The sequence below is a fragment of the Pedobacter sp. B4419 genome (assembly GCF_059693725.1).
The window spans coordinates 141,662-160,220 of sequence record NZ_JCASSL010000001.1 but is presented as its reverse complement, the minus strand read 5'-3'; the positions used below and the strand labels follow the sequence as shown (position 1 = coordinate 160,220).

The following is an 18,559-nucleotide window of genomic DNA, read 5'->3' as shown; positions in this document are numbered from 1 at the left end:
ATGAAAATCCAATTGATACTGGCCGATGACCACCCTGTTGTGTTAAATGGCATCAAAGCACATTTTGAGAACGACGATCGTTTTGAGATTATTGGCATGATGAACAATGGCATCGAGCTTTTAAACTCTCCATTGCTGGTTGAGGCCGATATCATTCTGCTCGACTTGAACATGCCCGGCATCGATGGTCTTAGGGCTTTGCAAGAACTGAACAAGAGAAGAATAAAGGCCAAGGTAATCGTATTGACCAATTACCACTCTCACGAGCTGGTAAAAGACACTAAGGCCAATGGGGCCAGTGGCTACATTGTAAAATCTGATGAACTGCACAAATTGGCGACCAGCTTATTGGAGGTAATAGACGGCAAGGGTGTTTTCCCAAACTTCAACGAAAAAGAGACACCAGAAAGCCGTTTCTCCTTTTTTGACGATTTCCTCAAAAAATATAAGCTCACCAAAAGAGAGGTAGAAATCATCAGGCTTGTTTGCCAAAACCTGCGTACCAAGGACATTGCCGAACGCCTGTACCTTTCGGAGTTTACCATTCATACCCACCGCAAAAACATCATGCGCAAACTGGATCTTTCAGACTCAACGGTGGCACTCTATGAATTCGCCTTAAAATCGAATTTGATTAGTCATTAAATAAGGTTAAAGTATAAAGCTGAATTTCAAAAGCTTGGCGCACATTTGTCCCCCTTTGGAGGGGGAAGGGAGAGGAAAAAGAAAAGTCTAATCTAAAACTTGTTGGTGGAGGCACCAACAAGGGCTGAGTGCAGTACCGGATCAAGTCCGGTATGACGCGTGAATACGATTTGGTCACCTTGAACCCTTATTCAAATTAAAAATAAAAACGATTTGTCATGCAGAACAACGCGAAACATCTATCTCGAGATAGATTCCTCGTTAAACTCGGAATGACAAACCGTTTTTAAACTAGCCGAACTGAAAAAGTCCAAAAACTTGGCGCACATTTGTCCCCCTTTGGAGGGGGCAGGGGGAGGAAAAAGAAAAGTCTAATCTAAAACTTGTTGGTGGAGACACCAACAAGGGCTGAGTGCAGTACCGAATCAAGTCCGATATGACGTGTGAATATGATCTGGTCACCTTGAACCATGATTCCAGTTGAAATAAAAAACGATTTGTCATGCAGAGCAACGCGAAGCATCTGTTCTTGAGATAGATTCCTCGTTAAACTCGGAATGACAAACCGTGGAAACACCATTGTATGAATGTCATGTTGAGCCTGTCGAAACACATCAAAAACTTCTAAAATATTCGTTGTCTTCAACAAGCTCAGATTGACAATATGTATCAAGCAAAAAAGGCAGAACCTTTGTTCTGCCTTTTTGATCTACTTAGCTGTAGAGAAAGAATAAGGAAAAGCGCTCTCGCTAATTCCTCTTGTTTTATTTGGCGTAGCCGACATGCCAAAATCAAGTACGGCCCCTTTTTGCAAAGTCGAATGGCTCAACCAGTTTTTATCATAGCTGGCACCATTTACCTTCAAGGTTTGAACATACCTGTTGGCATCGCTGTTAGCAGCAGCATTGATCACTACGGTTTTACCATTCTCTAATGTTAAGGTTACCTTTTTAAACAAAGGCGCACCGATTACATATTGGTCAACCGCTGGGGTAACCGGATAAAAGCCCATGGCCGAAAACACATACCAAGCCGAGGTTTGGCCGTTATCCTCATCGCCGCAATATCCATCTGGCGTAGCATGGTACAACCTGTTCATTGCTTCGCGAACCCAATATTGGGCTTTCCAAGGTGCACCACCATAATTGTACAAATAAATCATGTGCTGTATCGGCTGGTTACCGTGTGCATATTGGCCCATGTTGGCAATCTGCATTTCTCTGATCTCGTGGATCACGCCACCGTAGTAGGTATCATCAAAAATTGGTGGCAAGGTAAATACCGAGTCCAGTTTTTGAACAAATTTCTCTTTGCCGCCCATCAATTTGGCTAAACCAGCAATGTCTTGAAAAACCGACCAAGAGTAATGCCAGCTGTTGCCTTCGGTAAAGGCATCGCCCCACTTAAACGGACTAAACGGCGATTGAAAAGTACCGTCTTGGTTTTTGCCACGCATTAAGCCACTCGCCGGATCGAACAAGTTTTTATAGTTCATCGCCCTTTTGGCATAAATACCGATTTCGCTTTCAGGTTTGCCCAAAGCTTTACCAAATTGATAAATGGCAAAATCATCATAGGCATATTCTAAAGTACGCGCTGCGTTTTCGTTGATTTTTACATCGTAAGGCACATAACCCAACTCGTTATAGTATTTAACGCCTTTACGGCCTACCGCTGTCATTGGTCCTTCGTTATTAGCGCCATGTTTTACAGCTTCCCAAAGCGTTTCAGTATCGTAGCCACGCAAGCCTTTGATATAGGCATCGGCCACTACCGAAGCAGAGTTGTTGCCAATCATGATATCCGCAAAACCCGGACTGCTCCATTCTGGCAAGAAACCGCCTTCTTTGTAATCGTTAATCAGGCCTTCCTGCATCTCTTTGTTGATGGATGGATATACCAAGTTCAAGAAAGGATACAAAGCCCTGAAGGTATCCCAAAAGCCTGTTCCGCCAAACATATAGCCCGGCAAGATCTTGCCATTGTAAGGGCTCCAGTGCACGATTTTATTATTGGCATCTAGCTCATATAATTTATTAGGGAAGAAAAGCGTGCGGTAGAAAGATGAATAAAAAGTGCGGGTTTGGTCAACCGTGCCACCTTCTACGCTAATGCGGCTCAAGGTTTTGTTCCAAATGGCTTTGGCCTTGGTTTTGGTCGCATCGAAACTATCGTTGGCCAACTCTCTTTTCAGGTTGATTTCTGCCTGCTCAAAACTGATGAACGAAGAAGCTACCTTGGCATGTACCTTCTCGCCGTTTTTGGTTTTAAAGCCAATCACCGCGCCAGTATGATCGCTTTGCAATTCTAAATCGCTTGCATTTAATTTATTGCCCGACCAGGTTTTGGCCACGGTAAATGCCTTGTCGAAATAGATCACAAAGTAATTTTTAAAATTGCTTGGCAATGGTCCACGGGCATATTTGGCGGTATAACCAATAATTTTGCGTTCCTCTGGAATAATCTTGATATACGAACCTTTGTTTAAGGCATCAACCACTACAAAAGCGCTATCAGTTTGCGGATAGGTAAAACGGAATTGCGCAGCCCTTTCAGTAGGCGTAATTTCTGTTGTTACATTGGCATCGGCCAGGTATACGCTGTAGTAATAAGGCTTGGCTACCTCTGCCTTGTGGGTAAACCAGCTGGCACGCTCATCTTCGGTAAATTTGAGTTTTCCAGTAACCGGCATGATGGCAAATTGGCCATAATCGTTCATCCATGGAGATGGCTGATGTGTTTGCTTAAAGCCGCGGATTTTATCGGCATCATAGGTATAAGCCCAACCATTACCCATTTTACCCGTTTGGGGCGTCCAGAAATTCATTCCCCATGGCACTGCAATGGCAGGATAGGTATTCCCATTAGAAAGATCGGGCTTTGATTGTGTACCCATTAACGGATTGATCCATTCTACAGGATCGGTAATTTTGCCTACCGTTTGCGCCGAAAGACCCAAACCTGCAAATACCAATGTAGCGGTGAGTAGTTTCTTGATCATTTTTAAATATTGAGGATAAAAGAATATTTTAAGCATTTGGATTAGCCGCATAAGCTGCCCAAAGTTCATCTACAGTTTTGCCCGTCAGGTCTTTCCAAACGGTTTCTTTATAGGTATGCGTACGCATGATGTTATCGAGTTTAACCACGATGCCCTTGTTGCCATGCGTTTCGAGCCAGTTGAGGAAACGGGCAGTGATGCGATAGGCGTTTTTATAGCTATGCTCTGGCTTGAATGGTGTTAAAGTCCAGTTGGCACCAGGATTATCAACGCCATATTTAAAGCGCACATAATCGGCAATGCCTTCGGTTAGCCAGCCCGGTCCGCCACCATTGCCATAGTTTTGTACCACGTGCATTACTTCGTGGGTCACCACATCGATATCGCCTGGGTGTTTTACAAACCACTCTGGATTGTACACAATTCGGCCGCCACCTGTTGCCGCTACGCCTTTGTAGGCCGTATCAATGCTAAAGGTTACCGACTTATCGGCATTTTTGTTAAAATCATTGGCCAATACCGGATACACTTTGAAAAAGGTTTCGATCATACGTTTTTTAAGTGCTGGATCAAAAGAGGCCGAATTGTTCAAGAAAGTTAGGGTATAGCCATTTCTGCTTATTGTTTCAGGATTTTGGGCTTGTACGCCAAGTGCAGTTAAACTGAGCGCTAATCCTATTAAAAATGTTCTTTTCATTGTGCTGTTATAGTTATAGTTATTTTAGGGATTATAGTTTAAAGCTGAAGGAGGCAAATTGCTGCTGCCCCATGTTTTGTTGGGCAAACTGCCCATTTGCAAAGCGAGTACACCACCCTCTTGCAATTCTTGGTGTGTAAACCACGAGCGATTTAAAACCTTGCCATTTAAAGTAGCGCTTTGGATGTATTTGTTGGTGGCCGAATTATTTTTGGCCAATAAGGTAAAAGTTTTGCCATTATCCAATTTCATGGATATTTCGTTAAAAGCCGGACTGCCGATGCTATATACCGGAACTCCTGGGGTAACCGGAAAAAAGCCCATCATAGAGAAGACCACGAAAGCGGTCATCCCGCCCCCATCTTCATCACCCGGAATACCAAATAGGTTATCGGTGTACCAGGTATCCATCAGCATCCTGATGCGTTTCTGTGTTTTCCAAGGCGAACCTAGGTAATTGTAGAGGTAAGGAATATGGAAGCTCGGCTCATTGCCCATTACAAACTGGCCAACCAAGCCTGTTGCATCTGGAAAAGTGTACCACAAATTGTATTTGCTGCGACCAAGGCTTGCCCTAAACAAATCATCCAATTTCTCTTCGGCTTTTGCCTTACCTCCCATCAATTGGAAAAGGCCATCCAAATCGTGTTTCACATCCCAGTTGTAGGTATAGGCATTGTTTTCGGTAAAATATTCACGACCGCCTTGTCCGCCAGAAAATTTAGGATCGAAGGGTTCTATCCAATTGCCCTCGCTGTCTTTTGGCCATACAAAACCTTTGTCTTCGCGAAATACGTTCTTATAATTGGCCGCACGTTTCAAGAACAAGGGTTTATCGGCCTCATTGCCACTTTTGCTGGCCAACTGTGCTAAGCACCAATCGTCGAAGCTGTTTTCTAACGTAACCGAAACACTCTGTCTTTTTTCGAAGCCATGTACCGCTGCTACGGTTTCTTTTTCACCGGGTTTAAGTGCAGGCATATAGCCCTTTTCGGTATAAAAAGTATCTAAAGAAGTTGCCTTACCATTCTTCCATGGCAATAAGGTAGCTTCTAAGGAGTTCTTTTTGATGCCTTCGTAGGCTTTTTTCAAGTCGAAGTTGCGGACGCCTTTCTGATACGAATCCAAGAACCAAGCCGTTGCATGGTTACCTGTCATACAGGGATTATCGCCAAAAGCCAGTGCAAAAGAAGGCATCCAGCCACTCTGTTCGTACATCTGCACATAAGAATTGAGCTTATCGCCCTCCATTTTTGGATTTAAGATAGTTTGCAACGGTTCTAGCGCGATATACGTATCCCACAACCAATTATCCACAAAAAACGGACGGTTGGAACTGTGCACCTGATGATCGTAGGCACTGTAGTACTTGCCATATTCGTTAATATCCACCATGCGCTCGTAAGAACGATACAGCGAAGTATAAAAAACACGTTTCTGAGCTGTTGTACCCCCTTTTACATTGAGTTGCGAGAGCACTTTGTTCCAGGCAGCGGTAGCTTTATTTTGTAGCTTGCTTCTATCCCAATCGGTAATTTCCTTGGCCAGGTTTTCTTTAGCCTGCGCAATGCTGATGAAAGAGACACCATATTTAAAAACGACTTTTGGATTTTGATCGGCAATTTTGATCAAAGCACGTTTTTTGCCTTGTCCGTTTTGGTAACTGATCTCGTCCAGGCTTGCATTCACCTCGGCATAGAAATAAGCCTTCATTCCCTGAAAATCTTCCGTACCGCTAATGGCGTGTTTATTTTCCAGCTTGATTTCGCCATTGTTCAGAATGTTGAGACGCAAATAGTGGTTGCTTTTATCGGCAAACACAAATTCAAAAAATCCAGCTTTGGCACCAGGCGTGAAGCTGATGGCGGTACCATTATCTTCGAGCAAAGCTTTGTAAAAATCGGGCTTGATCTGTTCGTTGTCTGAAGTAAATTTCTTTCCCCAAGCCTGCTCATTGATTGCACCCGAATAAGGCATCAATCCGAACAGCCAGTTTTGGCGGTGCGAAGAAATGGTTAAAGGAAAATAGGCAATCTGGTCGTCCAGTTGATCTGTACGCGCCGGAAAAACCCGAACCATGCTGTTCGGCAGGTGTACGGTTGGCCGGGTAGGTTCTAAAATAAGACCAACGCTTCCTATGGTGGGATCTACATATTGCAGATTGCTCGGATTCTGTTGGGCAAAACTTGAACTTGCCATCAACAAAAGCCCAAGAGAAACCATCAACTTTAAACTGCCTATTTTTACCGATTTCAACTTCATTTTTATTTAAGCAATGCTGGTTTTTCGTTATAAACTTTCCATAAAAATTCGCCAAACAAGGTATTTGCCCAGGCAAACCAGCTGCGGGTAAATTTGGTAGGATCGTCTTTGTGGAAACTCTCGTGCATAAAGCCCTTGCCTGCATGTGTGCGCTTTAGCATGGCGATACAATTTTTGATCTCTGCGTCGCTTACCGATGTAAGGCCCTGCATGGTGATAGACATCGGCCAAATCATATCCGGACCAATATGTGGCCCGCCTACCCCTTCGGCAGCCGTTCCCTTAAAGAAATAAGGGTTATTGCTCGACAGGATAAACTTGCGCGTGCTTTTGTAAAGCGGATCGTCTACTTTAATGGCGCCCAAATAAGGCATAGACAATAAACTTGGCACATTACTATCGTCCATCATATAGGCACTGCCAAAACCATCAACTTCAAAGGCCAGCATTTTGCCAAACTCTGCATGGTCTTTCACTGCGTATTTTTTCAGGGCAGTTTCTACTTCTACGGCCAATGCCACCAACTGATCGGCCAAGGCTTTGTCGGGTTGTAGAGCCGTGATCATTTCGGCCGCATGCCTTAAGCTGCTTGCTGCAAAATAGTTGGAAGGAATTAAGAAAGGATAAACCGTGGCATCATCGCTCGGGCGGAAAGAAGAACAGATCAGGCCTACAGGTTTTACCGGAAATCCGTAACCATTCATCGAAAGCGTATCGGTTGGATACAAACTTTCGCGCTGAAAACGGTAAGGGCCTTTGTTTTCTTTACGCTGTTGTTCTTTGAAGGTTTTTAAGGTTGCTTCGATTGCTTTTTTCCAATCGGCATCGAAAGGTGCCTTATCACCTGTTTTCTTCCAATAGTTATAGCCCAAGCGAATGGGATAGCAAAGCGAATCGATCTCCCATTTACGCTCGTGTACGCCTGGTTTCATATCTGTTTTATCGCTTTTCCACTCTCCTACCTTGGTTGGATCGTTATAAAAAGCATTGGCATAAGGATCTTTTAAAATATAATGGGTTTGACGATTGATTACACCCGCAATCAGGTCTTTTAGCTTTTGGTCTTCATTTACAAATTGTAGGTACGGCCAAACCTGGGCAGAGCTGTCGCGCATCCACATGGCATCAATATCTCCGGTAATGACATAGGTATCTGGTTTGCCATTTTTTACAGAATAGGTTACCGTAGTATCCAATGTATTTGGAAAGCAGTTTTCGAAGAGCCAACCCAGTTCTTTATCGGCCACATGTTCCTGAAAGGTTTTAATGGCTTTTTCTACGGCTACGCTTGTAAAATGGCGCTTATCAGCGGCTACCCTAACCACCGGAAATTCTGGTGTTGGCAACGCAAAGGAAAACTTTGAAGCCAATACTCCAGCCCCTAATAAACCTGTGTTTTGAATAAATTTTCTTCTTTTCATGGTTTAGATTTTTTGTTTGAAGCGCGTGGTTCTTGCGCATTATTTCTTGTTGCTTATCTCTTTTAGTGAGTGGTTAAATCCCAGCTGCTGGCTGCACCAATCAGCGCAGCGTGTTCATTTAATTCGGTTAGTTTAATAGGAATATTTAAACCTTGTTCGCTGAGCCCGATGTTTAAGCTTAACGCAAAAAGCTCAAAGGCCTGTGCAATATTCCCTCCTAAAATTACCACTTCGGCATCATGTTTCTTAATAATCGGCGCTAAAAATTGAGCCAAATTGGCTCCAAATTCTACCAGCACCTGTTTAGCCGAGGCATCGGTAGCAACCAGGTCGGCCAGCTCTTTTACCCCGTCCAAGGTTTTGCCACTGAGTTCGTTGTAACGACCAATAAACCAGCGGGTAGAAAGGTAATCTTCGGCTATGCCATCCAGAAATGCAGAATCCCACAGTTCGGCATCAGAAGCCACCCCATCGATTGACAGTGCCGAGCCGAGTCCGGTACCCAAGGTTAAGCCTAACACACGGCTATGTCCTTTGGCCGCACCACTAAAAACCTCGCCCTGCATAAAGCCGGCTGCATCGTTGATGAAATGGATCGAAGCAGGTTTGAGCTGCAATCGCTTAGCCAGTTCTTCCTTAATGTTGATCAAATACAAGGCATTGAATTTATCCTGTTCCTTGATGAGCGAAATACCCTTTTCATAATCGAAAGGACCAGGCATGGCAATACCAATGTATTTTTCTTTGCCATTGGCACTTTGAAAAGCATCTTCTATTACGCTGCACCAGGCACTTAATATTTCTTCTTTTTCTTGTTTAGAATTAACTGCGTTTCGTTTAATCGACTCTCTAACTAAAGTTCCTGTTTCTAAATTTACCAGCGCAGCCGTAATATGCGAGCCACCTATATCAACACCTAATACAGCAGGTTTTTCCATCTTCATTTATCTAATATATTCTTCTATTCACTTACTAAATCCTTTTACTTAGTAAGCGAAAAGGGTTTATCTTCTTTTGCCAGCCCTCTGTTGGTGGCTGGTTTGTTATCCATTTCTAATTTTAAAATCCCTCCATTAACCACATCAGCATGGTTAATGTAATTGTGCGTGTAGGGCTTGCCATTGAGGGTTGCAGACTTAATGTATACGTGAGATGCGTCATTAGCTGGTGCTTCAATTACAAATTTCTTTCCGCTCTCTAAAGTAAGGGTTATTTTTTTAAAAAGTGGACTTCCCATTACATATTCGCCTGTTCCGGGAGTAACGCTGTAGAAACCCAAAGCGCTGAGTACATACCAGGAAGAGGTTTGTCCTTGGTCTTCATCGCCAGGGTAGCCGTTTTCAGTGGCATTGTAAAGCTTTTTCATTACCTCGCGGGCATAAAATTGCGCTTTCCAGGACTCATTGGCATAATTATACAAGTAAACCATGTGTTGAATAGGCTGATTTCCATGTGCATATTGCCCCATATTGGCCATTACCATTTCGGCCATTTCGTGGATCATGCCTCCATAAGTACCCACATTTACTTTGTTAGGCTCAGAGAAAACAGAGTCGAGTTTAGCCGTAAAATTTTTATTACCTCCCATTAAATTGATGAGGCCTTGGGTATCCTGAAATACTGACCATGAGTAATGCCAGGCATTTCCTTCGGTAAAAGGGCCACCCCATTCTGTAGGATCGAATTTTGGAGTCCATTGACCATTGGCATTTTTGCCACGCATGAAACGGGTAGTAGGATCATATACATTTTTATAGTTATACATTTGGCGGGCAAACACCGATTGGTAAAAATCATTGCCTGTTAGGCGGGCTAGTTCAAAGCCGCAAAAATCATCATAGGCATATTCGAGGGTTTTGGCTGTAGCCTCACGGTATTTCGGATATGGCACATAACCCAGTTCGAAGTATTCTTTCCAACCATCGCGGCCATTTGCCGGTCCCCATGGCCCTTTATTCATGGCCTCGTGGGCATAAGCTTCCAAGGCTTTAGCTGGATCAAAAGTTTTAATACCCTTGGCCCAGGCATCGGTAAATAAAGAAATAGCATGGTTACCAATCATACTGCCCCCTTCGCTCGGGAACGACCAAGAAGGCAGCCAGCCGCATTGCTCATAGGCATCGAGCATGGCCTGCATGTAACGACCGTGCATTTCTGGGTGCATCAAGGCATTTAATGGAAATTGTGCCCTAAACGTATCCCAAAAGCCTGTATCGGTAAACATATAACCAGGATGTATTTTGCCATCGTAAGGACTGAAATAATAAGGCTGACCGTCTTTACCTATTTCGTAAAACTTGCGAGAAAACAAACTGGCCCTGAAAAAACATGAATAGAAAGTAGCGATGTCTTCTTCGCTGCCACCTTCTACCAAAACTTTACCCAATGATTTATTCCAAACCGCAGCAGCATTGGCTTTAGTCTGCTCCAGGTTTTTGTCTTTGCCCAACTCTTGCTGCAGGTTTAATTCGGCTTGTTCGGCACTGATGTAAGAGGATGCCACCTTGGCCTGTACCTTAACCCCGGCTTTAAATTCAATATAGGCGCCTTTGCCCAATCCTTCAGCCACGGTAGAATCAGCCTTAATGGTATTGGTTTTATTTTCCCAAGTTCCATAAGCTTTGATAGGCTGATCAAATTGGATCACAAAATAACTTTTCCATCCCTTTTTAAAGCCCTCGCCATTGTTTACATAGCCTGTAATCCTTTGCTCCTTTGGAAAAATCCGGACACCGCTTAAACGGGTATAACCATCGAGCACCAGATAGCTTTTTTTGCTTTTCGGATAGCTGAACCTAAGATGTGCACCACGCTCTGTTGGGGCAATTTCTGTGGTGAGCTGGTTATCGAAAGTAACTTTGTAATAGTTAGGCTTGGCGATTTCGTTTTGGTGGCTAAACTTGGTTTCGCGTTTATTTTCGTCAACCACCAGCTCGTCAACCATGGGCATGAGCGAAAAAACAGCATAATCTCTTGTCCAAGAGCTGCATTGGTGCGCCTGTTGAAAGCCACGGATTTTGTCTTTAAAATACTGATACTTCCAGCCATCGCCGTTTTTGCCGGTTTGTGGTGTCCAAGTGTGCATACCAAAAGGCAGTGCTGTAGTTGGGTAGGTGTTGCCACGCGTAAGTTCATGTTTGGAATTGGTGCCCTGCAAGGTGTTTACATAATGGACCAAATCTTTTTCTTGCGCCGTTACACTCGTAATGGAGCAGCAAATTAAAAAGCCTAATAGTTTGAGTTTCATGTTGTGTGTTTGTGTGTTTTGGTTACCAGTTGATAGCTACGCTTACGCCTTCGCTGTAATTATCAAAGCTCAGCAAGAGGGTTTTAGAGCGCTCATCCCAATCATTTTTAAGCAGGTTCAGGTCTTTTCCATTTAGCTTGGCCGATGTCTGCCTTGGTTTTTTAGGCAAGAGGATCCGCATGGCATTAACGGTGTTAGACGGACTTTTGATGATAAAGGAATAGCTGTTTTTAGTGATTTTCACAGAGGCATCCTCCAAACGGCCAGCGGCTGCCAATACCTGTGGCGTGTTTTTGGCAGTTGCCTTGTTAACATCGAACAGGTAGGCCTGGGTGTTTGGGGCAACGGTTTTTTGTTGCAGAATAGGTAAAGTAGGGTCGAATAAATCGATAAAAGTTCCAGTTAACGTTAGGGCTTCGTCTTTAGGGGTTTCATTTAAAACGGCCACCATTTTAAAAGGGCCACGATCTAGCACGAAGTTGTTTTTGAAGATAAGGTTTCCTGCATGGGCCTCTTTTTCATAGGCTTTTTTTAATTGGACCAGGAAATCGGCATCGCCATTGGCCTGCATCACCAGTTCTTTGGGGTCTTTGCGTACAATGAAAACCTTGCCTTTGCCGGCACTGTATTCAGTTTGGCTATCGGTTGGCTCAAGGCCTAACAACTTAAACAAATGGGCCGATGGAGCTTTAAAGCTATTGCCATTTGTATTCCACCATTCCTTCACGTTTTGAAAAGGGTCATTGTCTCGGCCATAATACAAAAGTACGCCTCCATTTTTTACCCATTTGGCCAATTCTTCGTGGTAACTGGTGGCCAAAGGCTTCATATTGGCATAGCTCATGATCAATACTTTAATGTCTTTCAGCGTATTTTTATTGGCCAGATTTTCCATATGGACCGTTTCTACCGGTATTCCTTTTTTCAACAAAGGGATCGCCATGCCATAGAAATTCGATAATTGTGGATCATCATAGCCCGCATGCGTAGGAAAACGCTGAAACATCATTGAATTGGCCAATAGTACCCCAATACCGTGACTACCATTCAGTTTGTTATTTGACAAGGGCATTTGGTTGAGCGAATTCACCATGACCTGCATTTGGGTGGCATAAGCTTTAGAGATGGGCTGTTTTTCCTTTTGGCCCTCTACATTGAATTTGCCGTTGTAAATGCGGTTTGGCCATGGCATTACCTCATAGTTATCAACCATTGGGTATAAGAGCTTAGCCGTGAAGGTTGCTTCGTAATTGACTTTGTAATCGTCCCAGCTCCTGGTGCGGTCTTCAATTGGATCGGTTAGGAAAAAGATTTTTCTCCCGGTTGGCGCTGTCATCGAAACCATGGAGCCATACTCCAAGAACGCATTTTCAAACACTCTTTCCTTTTCTTTGCCATTGTAGTAAATCGGTTCTCGAGAGGTACCTGTCCACACCTGTGCGATGTAGCCATCCATGCCCTCTAAATTAGCCAAGCTAGCTTCTGGACTCACAATTTGCCAAGAAGAATAATTGATTAAAGAATGTGTAGGCACATAGCATTTTACCCTTTTGCCGATGCTTTCGCTATAGCTTTTCACATAGCTGAACACTTCCTTTAGGGCATTGAAATAAAGCTGATATTTTAATTTGGAAGACAGATAGGTAGCTTCTGGCGATTCATGTTGGGCCATCCATGGCGAACCATAATAGTTTTGCCATTCTTTTTTAAAGGCATCACCATAGCCTGCACGTGCCCAAAACTCGGGTTCTTCGAGGTAAATGGCGCTTACGCCAGCATCTATTGCGCGTTTAACATGGGTTTTCATGTAGGTTAAAAAGTTGGCAGAAGGCACGATGTAAGGCACATTTTTGCCATGCCAAATGGTTTCTCCATTACGCATTACCTGGCCTTCGTCCAAGTGGTTTTTGCCATCCCACTCGCCCAAGAAATAATCCTTGTATTCGCCCCAGGCAATACCGGTCATGAATTGCACTTCATAGCCTTTATCGCGATAGCTTTTTACCCTTTCCTCAAAATTGCCACCAGCATCGTTAATGCCATACACCATGGCAATATCAGAACGTACATCGTAATTGGCGCTCCAAGGCGCCGCTACCTGAAAAGAGGTTTTCTGTTTTGATTTATTTTGCGCAAATCCGCTAGCGGAAACGAGCAGCAGGATTGAACATACGATTGTTAACTTTTTCATAGCATTAGTTTGTAGGGACGACGTCGGTAAAATCAAGATAGTGCAGTGTTCCGCACTACCTGATCATTATAAATTGATTGGGACAATTAAATTACCAGCCCGGATTTTGCACCATCAGGTTATCTGCATTCACATCCTTTGCCGGGATTGGAAACAGGTAATGTCTTTTGGTGAATGTCCTGGTTTCGAAAGCAGTTCTTTGGAAAAATTCTGGCAGGTTTTTGGTGATATTCAAGCCATACATCGGTCCATTATCGGTGGTTTCTGCAATTTTCCATCTTCTGGTATCGAAGTACCTTACGTTTTCGAAGGCCAATTCTGATCTGCGTTCTTTTCTGATGGCTTCACGCATGGCATCTTGACCAACCGGAGCCGGAATTTGACCTGCACCACTTCCATACTCGGGGATACCTGCCCTATTTCTGATCTGATTGAGGTAAGTTAAAATATCTGCATCTCCAGGGGTAGCTTCGTTCAAAGCTTCTACGTAATCCAAGAACAAATTGCCTACACGGTATAAAATTACCGGACGGTTGTTCTCTCTCCAGTTGCCCAAACCTTGTGCTTTCCTAACCGCATAACCTGTTACGCTATAATCATTGCCACCAGTTGCCTTGCCCGAGTTGCCATTGTTGTTAAACTGGGTAACTACATTGCCAAAGTTGGTGTTTAGCCACACACTGTTGTGATAGGTGATGTTTACATAAAAACGCGGTTCGCGGTTTACCCATTGGTTATAGGTATCTGTTGCAATCGGGCTGCCCGGTGCCTGGTACATGGTTGTTCCTGTTTGTACATAACCGCCTAGCGGATCGTCGATACTGCGGCCATTGGCAGTAAAGAAGGCATCAACTTGATTTTGGGTAGCGCCCAAACCAGCAGAGCCTCTTACTTCTGAGTTAAATCCGTTATGGTAAGGGGTCATTTCGTATTGTCTGGCCTCGATAGAAGATTCGACACGCATCATGATGATTTCGTTGTTGAAACGGTCGATGAAGATATCCCTGCACGATAAATACGGATCGAAAACTCCAGCCGAATTATTTTTTCTGAACAAGCTGTAAGTGCCCGGTACAAATTGAGTGATATAGGCTTTATAGGCATCGGCTGCTCTTTTCCACTTGTTTACATCAACGCTTTGGCTGATCAGCTGTTTGCCATCCTTATTTTTCAGATTGGCCAAATCGGTATTGCCATTATACAACGGACTTGCCGCTAACAACAGAGCCTGCAGTTTGTAGCTTAAGGCCATGCCTTTGGTAATGCGACCGTAGCTGTTGTCGTTAACCGGAGTGGTAGGCAAATTAGCGGCAGCGGCATCCAATTCCGATGCAATGTAATTGACACATTCGTCCATGCTGCTTCGTGGCAACCTGATGCTTTCAGTTGGCGCATCTGGCTCGATTACATTTTCGCCAATAATAACTACCGGACCATACATGCGTACCAAATAGAAATAGTACATGGCCCTTAAGGCTCTGGCTTCGTTTTTATACTGGACGATGAGTTGTGGCGTAATATCTTGGTTTACCTTATCGATATTAGCCATAAAGAAGGTTGCCGAACGGATGCCTCTGTAAAAATTGTTCCAATAATCGTTGACGAAGCTGGTGTTTGAATCCCAACTACCAATGTTCACATTATTAGCAAGGTTAAAGCCCCAAACCCATTCTGCCTCATCAGAAGCGCCTGTCCAGATGCCCGCATTACGGTCTGTATTAGGGTTACGCTGACCAAATTCATCTGGTATTTGGCTATATACATTGTTGAGGAATTTCTCGGCGGTTGCACGGGTGTTAAAAGTTTCGTCAAGGGTAAGCCTATCATTGGGCACTTGATCTAAGAAGCCTTTTTTACATGATGTAGCTAGCGTTAAAGCCAGTACAAGCGAAAGATATATATACTTTTTCATGTTCGTAACAATTAAAATTTAAGATTGATACCTAGCGATAAAGTTGCAGTTAAGGGATACCTGTTACCATTTGCCCTGCCACCAGTATTCAATTCGGGATCCCATAATTTCCAGCTGCTGAAAGTAGCGAGGTTGGTACCGATCAAATAGATCGCTGCGTTTTTAACATGGATTCTTTCAGACCAGGATTTTGGCAGGTTATAGCTCAGCTGTGCGGTTTTTAAACGCAAGAAGTTGACATCTTTTACCCACCAGGAGCTTTCTTGGGTATTATTGGTGTTATCGGCTTCGCCATAGGCTAAACGCGGGTAAAATACGTCTTGGCTTGGGTTAGCCTCTGTCCAACGGTCTGTTGCTATAGTATAGGCATTGCTTAAACCGCCTCCGCCATTAAACGGAAAGATTCCCGAACCGCCCAACATGATATCCGCACCATGTACGCCTTGGAAAAAGGTGCTCAAGGCAAAACCCTTGTAAGAAATATTTAGCCCAAAGCCGTATACCTTATTAGGGATATCGCCACGGCCAATTTTGGTTTTATCATAATCATTGATCAAACCATCGCCGTTTAGGTCTTTATACTTGATATCGCCTGGCTTGATAGAAGCTTTCGAGCCTGGAGTAGCACTGGCATCGATTTCGGCCTGCGAATCGAATAGCTTTTCGGCAATGTAGCCATACCTGGCAAGTACGTTATCTCCGATATGCGACATCCATGGATAAGGCTGTACCGGACGATCGTCTTCTACAATCTTGTCTTTGTTATAGGTAAACGTAGCACGGAAACCCAAATCTACTTGCCCTAATTTCGTATTGTATTCTAAAGTGGCGTCAATACCCCTATTATCCACCACACCCAGGTTGCCATAAGGCTGATTGGTTAAACCCACATAGCCTGGGATAGATTGGCGCTGGAAGAAAATGCCAGTTCTGTATTCCTTAAACAAATCTACGATAAGGTAAAGGTTGTCTTTTAAGGTTCTGATCTCCACACCTAAATCCTGTTTTCTCGATTCGGCCCAGCTTACATCGATTCCATAATCGGTTACGTTGATCCCGCCGGTATTAGAGAAATTCTTACCGAATTGGTAGCCATTGGCATTATCGGCCACCAAAGTTAAATAGGCAAACCTTCGGCCCGGCAAATCGCCGATACCGGTTTTACCATCAGAATACCTGAATTTCAAGAAAGAAATCACATCCTTCATGTTGCCCCAGAATTTCTCGTTCGATGGAATCCATCCAATACCAAAGGCTGGGAACGAACCAAACCTCTTTTTAGGATTAAAGTTCTCCGAACCATTGTAACCAAAGTTGAATTCGGCAAAATAACGGTCATCGTATGAATAGGTAGCTCTTGCTGCAGCGCCCAATTGCCTAAAAGGGATAGAGGCTGTAAAATTGTCTGCAAAAGGTTCTGTCCTGTCATCAGAATAGCCAAGCAATAAACCGCCTACACGATGTTTGCCAAAGGCCCTGTCATAATTGATCGAAGCTTCTGTATAAAACTTGCGGTTGCCCCCTCTTCCAGGTTCATAACTTAAATAGTTTTGCGAGCTGGTAAAGGTTTGGATCAGGTCAAGGCTGCCATCAGCTTTGTAGGGATTATTAATGTCCCTTAAAAAGTAGGTACTTTCTCTTTTTGATCTTTTAATAGAGTTGGTATTGGTGGCATCAAAGGCAATCATGGCTGTAGCACTCAAGCCTTTCACCAAAGGACTGATATCCTGTGTTACCCTCAAATTGCTATAAATCTGATTGGCAAATTCGGTTCTGTAGCCTCTTCGGGTTAAATCGGCATAAGGGTTACGGAAACCACCGTTAGAAGAACGGCCAGGTACCGAACCGTTAGGGTAGATTTTTGGGTATTCTACAGGCGAAACATCCAATGCAGAACCGAAAATACTTTCGGTGGTTTCGCCAGGATAGTTGCCATTAGCTGCAAAACCCTGAATACCTAAATCCAATTTGGTTGTTCCAGTAATTTTGAGGTTCAAGTTACTGGTAAAATTATAACGGGTATAGTTCATGGCCGAGTTATAAGCTGCCAGATCATCTGTTTTTAAGAACCCGTTTTCGTTGTAATAAGCTAATGATACATAGTATTGTGCATTTTCTACGCCACCGCCGGCATTCAGGTTGGCCCTGCGGATGCTGCTGTAGTCCTTAAACAATTCATCCATCCAGTTTACGTTTGGATAAACCAAGGGATCTACACCCGATGCCGTTTTATTGATATAATCTTGGCTATACTTCGCGGCCTGTCCTCTGCCGGTTAATGCTTCGTTGGCCAAATTCATATAGGTAACCCCATCTAAGGCTTCTGGATGGCGTGTGAAAGTACTTAAGCCTTCGTTATAATCGAAAAAGATAGAAGGCTTGCCCACTTTACCGGTTTTGGTTTTCACCAAGATTACCCCATTGGCACCTCTCACACCATAAACAGCTGTACCTGAAGCATCTTTTAAAACCGTAAACGATTCGATGTCTTCTGGGTCGATATTCGAAATGCTTCGTTGTACACCATCTACCAAAACCAAAGGCGAACTTGAACCGCCACCAAAAGTGGAAATACCACGGATCCAGATATCAGCTGCACTTCGGCCAGGCTCCCCACTCCTCTGCACGCCAACCACACCGGCAATTCTACCGGCCAACGATTGGGTAACACTGGCTACCGGAACCTTCAGTTCTTTGGCATCAACGGTTGATTGTGCTCCAATCAAAGAGACTTTACGCTGCGTACCAAAACCTACGATAGCTACTTCTTCTAAGGCATTGCTGCTCGGCTTTAATTGTACGGTAATTGTTTTTTGGCTGCCCACAGTTACTTCTTGCGTTTCGTATCCTACATAACTGAATACCAAGACCGAGCTTTCTGAGGGAACCGTAATGCTGAAACTTCCATTTACATCGGTAGCCACAGTAGTTAACGCGCCTTTTAACTTAACGCCAACACCAGGTATGCCTGTGCCCGTTTCATCCTTTACAATACCCCGAACTGTGATATCTGCAACCGAGCGTTGCAGTTCGCTTTTAAGATTGAGCGATGCTGGAGCATCTTTTGCATCCGCCGATGCGCCAAATGCCAAACAAATCGCCATTGATAAAGCACCAACCTTGAGGGTGCTCTCTTTCGTCATCAGCCTGCGCTTGATGAGTCGAGTAAATGTTTTGTCCATA

10 protein-coding genes are annotated in these 18,559 nt (G+C 43.9%); 1 reads left to right on the top strand and 9 read right to left on the bottom strand.

Annotated features, from left to right (window positions below; genetic code table 11):
• Positions 1 to 645: a response regulator gene (locus tag AC570H_RS00575; RefSeq protein WP_497350625.1), complete on the top strand. Its 645-nt coding sequence runs from the start codon at positions 1 to 3 to the stop codon at positions 643 to 645.
• Between the two features lie 709 nt (positions 646 to 1,354).
• On the opposite strand, the gene AC570H_RS00570 is transcribed toward AC570H_RS00575, so the two are convergent.
• The 9 genes from AC570H_RS00570 to AC570H_RS00530 all read right to left on the bottom strand — a co-directional run bounded on the left by AC570H_RS00570 (position 1,355) and on the right by AC570H_RS00530 (position 18,558).
• Positions 1,355 to 3,646 carry a GH92 family glycosyl hydrolase gene (locus AC570H_RS00570; RefSeq protein WP_497350623.1) on the bottom strand — a complete coding sequence of 764 codons (2,292 nt, stop codon included), beginning with the start codon at positions 3,644 to 3,646 and terminating at the stop codon, positions 1,355 to 1,357.
• Positions 3,647 to 3,674: 28 nt separating this feature from the next.
• On the bottom strand, positions 3,675 to 4,343 hold the full coding sequence (locus AC570H_RS00565; protein WP_497350621.1) for a basic secretory protein-like protein: 669 nt from the start codon (positions 4,341 to 4,343) through the stop codon (positions 3,675 to 3,677).
• Positions 4,344 to 4,367: 24 nt separating this feature from the next.
• The gene (locus AC570H_RS00560) at positions 4,368 to 6,605 is read right to left on the bottom strand and encodes a GH92 family glycosyl hydrolase (protein ID WP_497350619.1); all 2,238 of its coding nucleotides are present in this window, start codon (positions 6,603 to 6,605) and stop codon (positions 4,368 to 4,370) included.
• Between the two features lie 2 nt (positions 6,606 to 6,607).
• Entirely contained in the window at positions 6,608 to 8,026 is a 1,419-nt protein-coding gene (locus AC570H_RS00555; RefSeq protein ID WP_497350617.1) for a glycoside hydrolase family 125 protein, read from the bottom strand.
• Between the two features lie 62 nt (positions 8,027 to 8,088).
• Positions 8,089 to 8,964 carry an ROK family protein gene (locus tag AC570H_RS00550; protein WP_497350615.1) on the bottom strand — a complete coding sequence of 292 codons (876 nt, stop codon included), beginning with the start codon at positions 8,962 to 8,964 and terminating at the stop codon, positions 8,089 to 8,091.
• Positions 8,965 to 9,008: 44 nt separating this feature from the next.
• Positions 9,009 to 11,273: a GH92 family glycosyl hydrolase gene (locus tag AC570H_RS00545; RefSeq protein WP_497350613.1), complete on the bottom strand. Its 2,265-nt coding sequence runs from the start codon at positions 11,271 to 11,273 to the stop codon at positions 9,009 to 9,011.
• A gap of 22 nt (positions 11,274 to 11,295) precedes the next feature.
• Positions 11,296 to 13,464, bottom strand: coding sequence for a hypothetical protein (locus AC570H_RS00540; protein WP_497350611.1), 2,169 nt, complete (start codon positions 13,462 to 13,464; stop codon positions 11,296 to 11,298).
• Positions 13,465 to 13,555: 91 nt separating this feature from the next.
• Positions 13,556 to 15,376: a RagB/SusD family nutrient uptake outer membrane protein gene (locus AC570H_RS00535; protein ID WP_497350609.1), complete on the bottom strand. Its 1,821-nt coding sequence runs from the start codon at positions 15,374 to 15,376 to the stop codon at positions 13,556 to 13,558.
• Positions 15,377 to 15,387: 11 nt separating this feature from the next.
• Complete coding sequence (locus AC570H_RS00530) at positions 15,388 to 18,558, bottom strand: SusC/RagA family TonB-linked outer membrane protein (RefSeq protein ID WP_497350607.1); 3,171 nt, start codon at positions 18,556 to 18,558, stop codon at positions 15,388 to 15,390.
• Position 18,559: the final 1 nt, after the last annotated feature.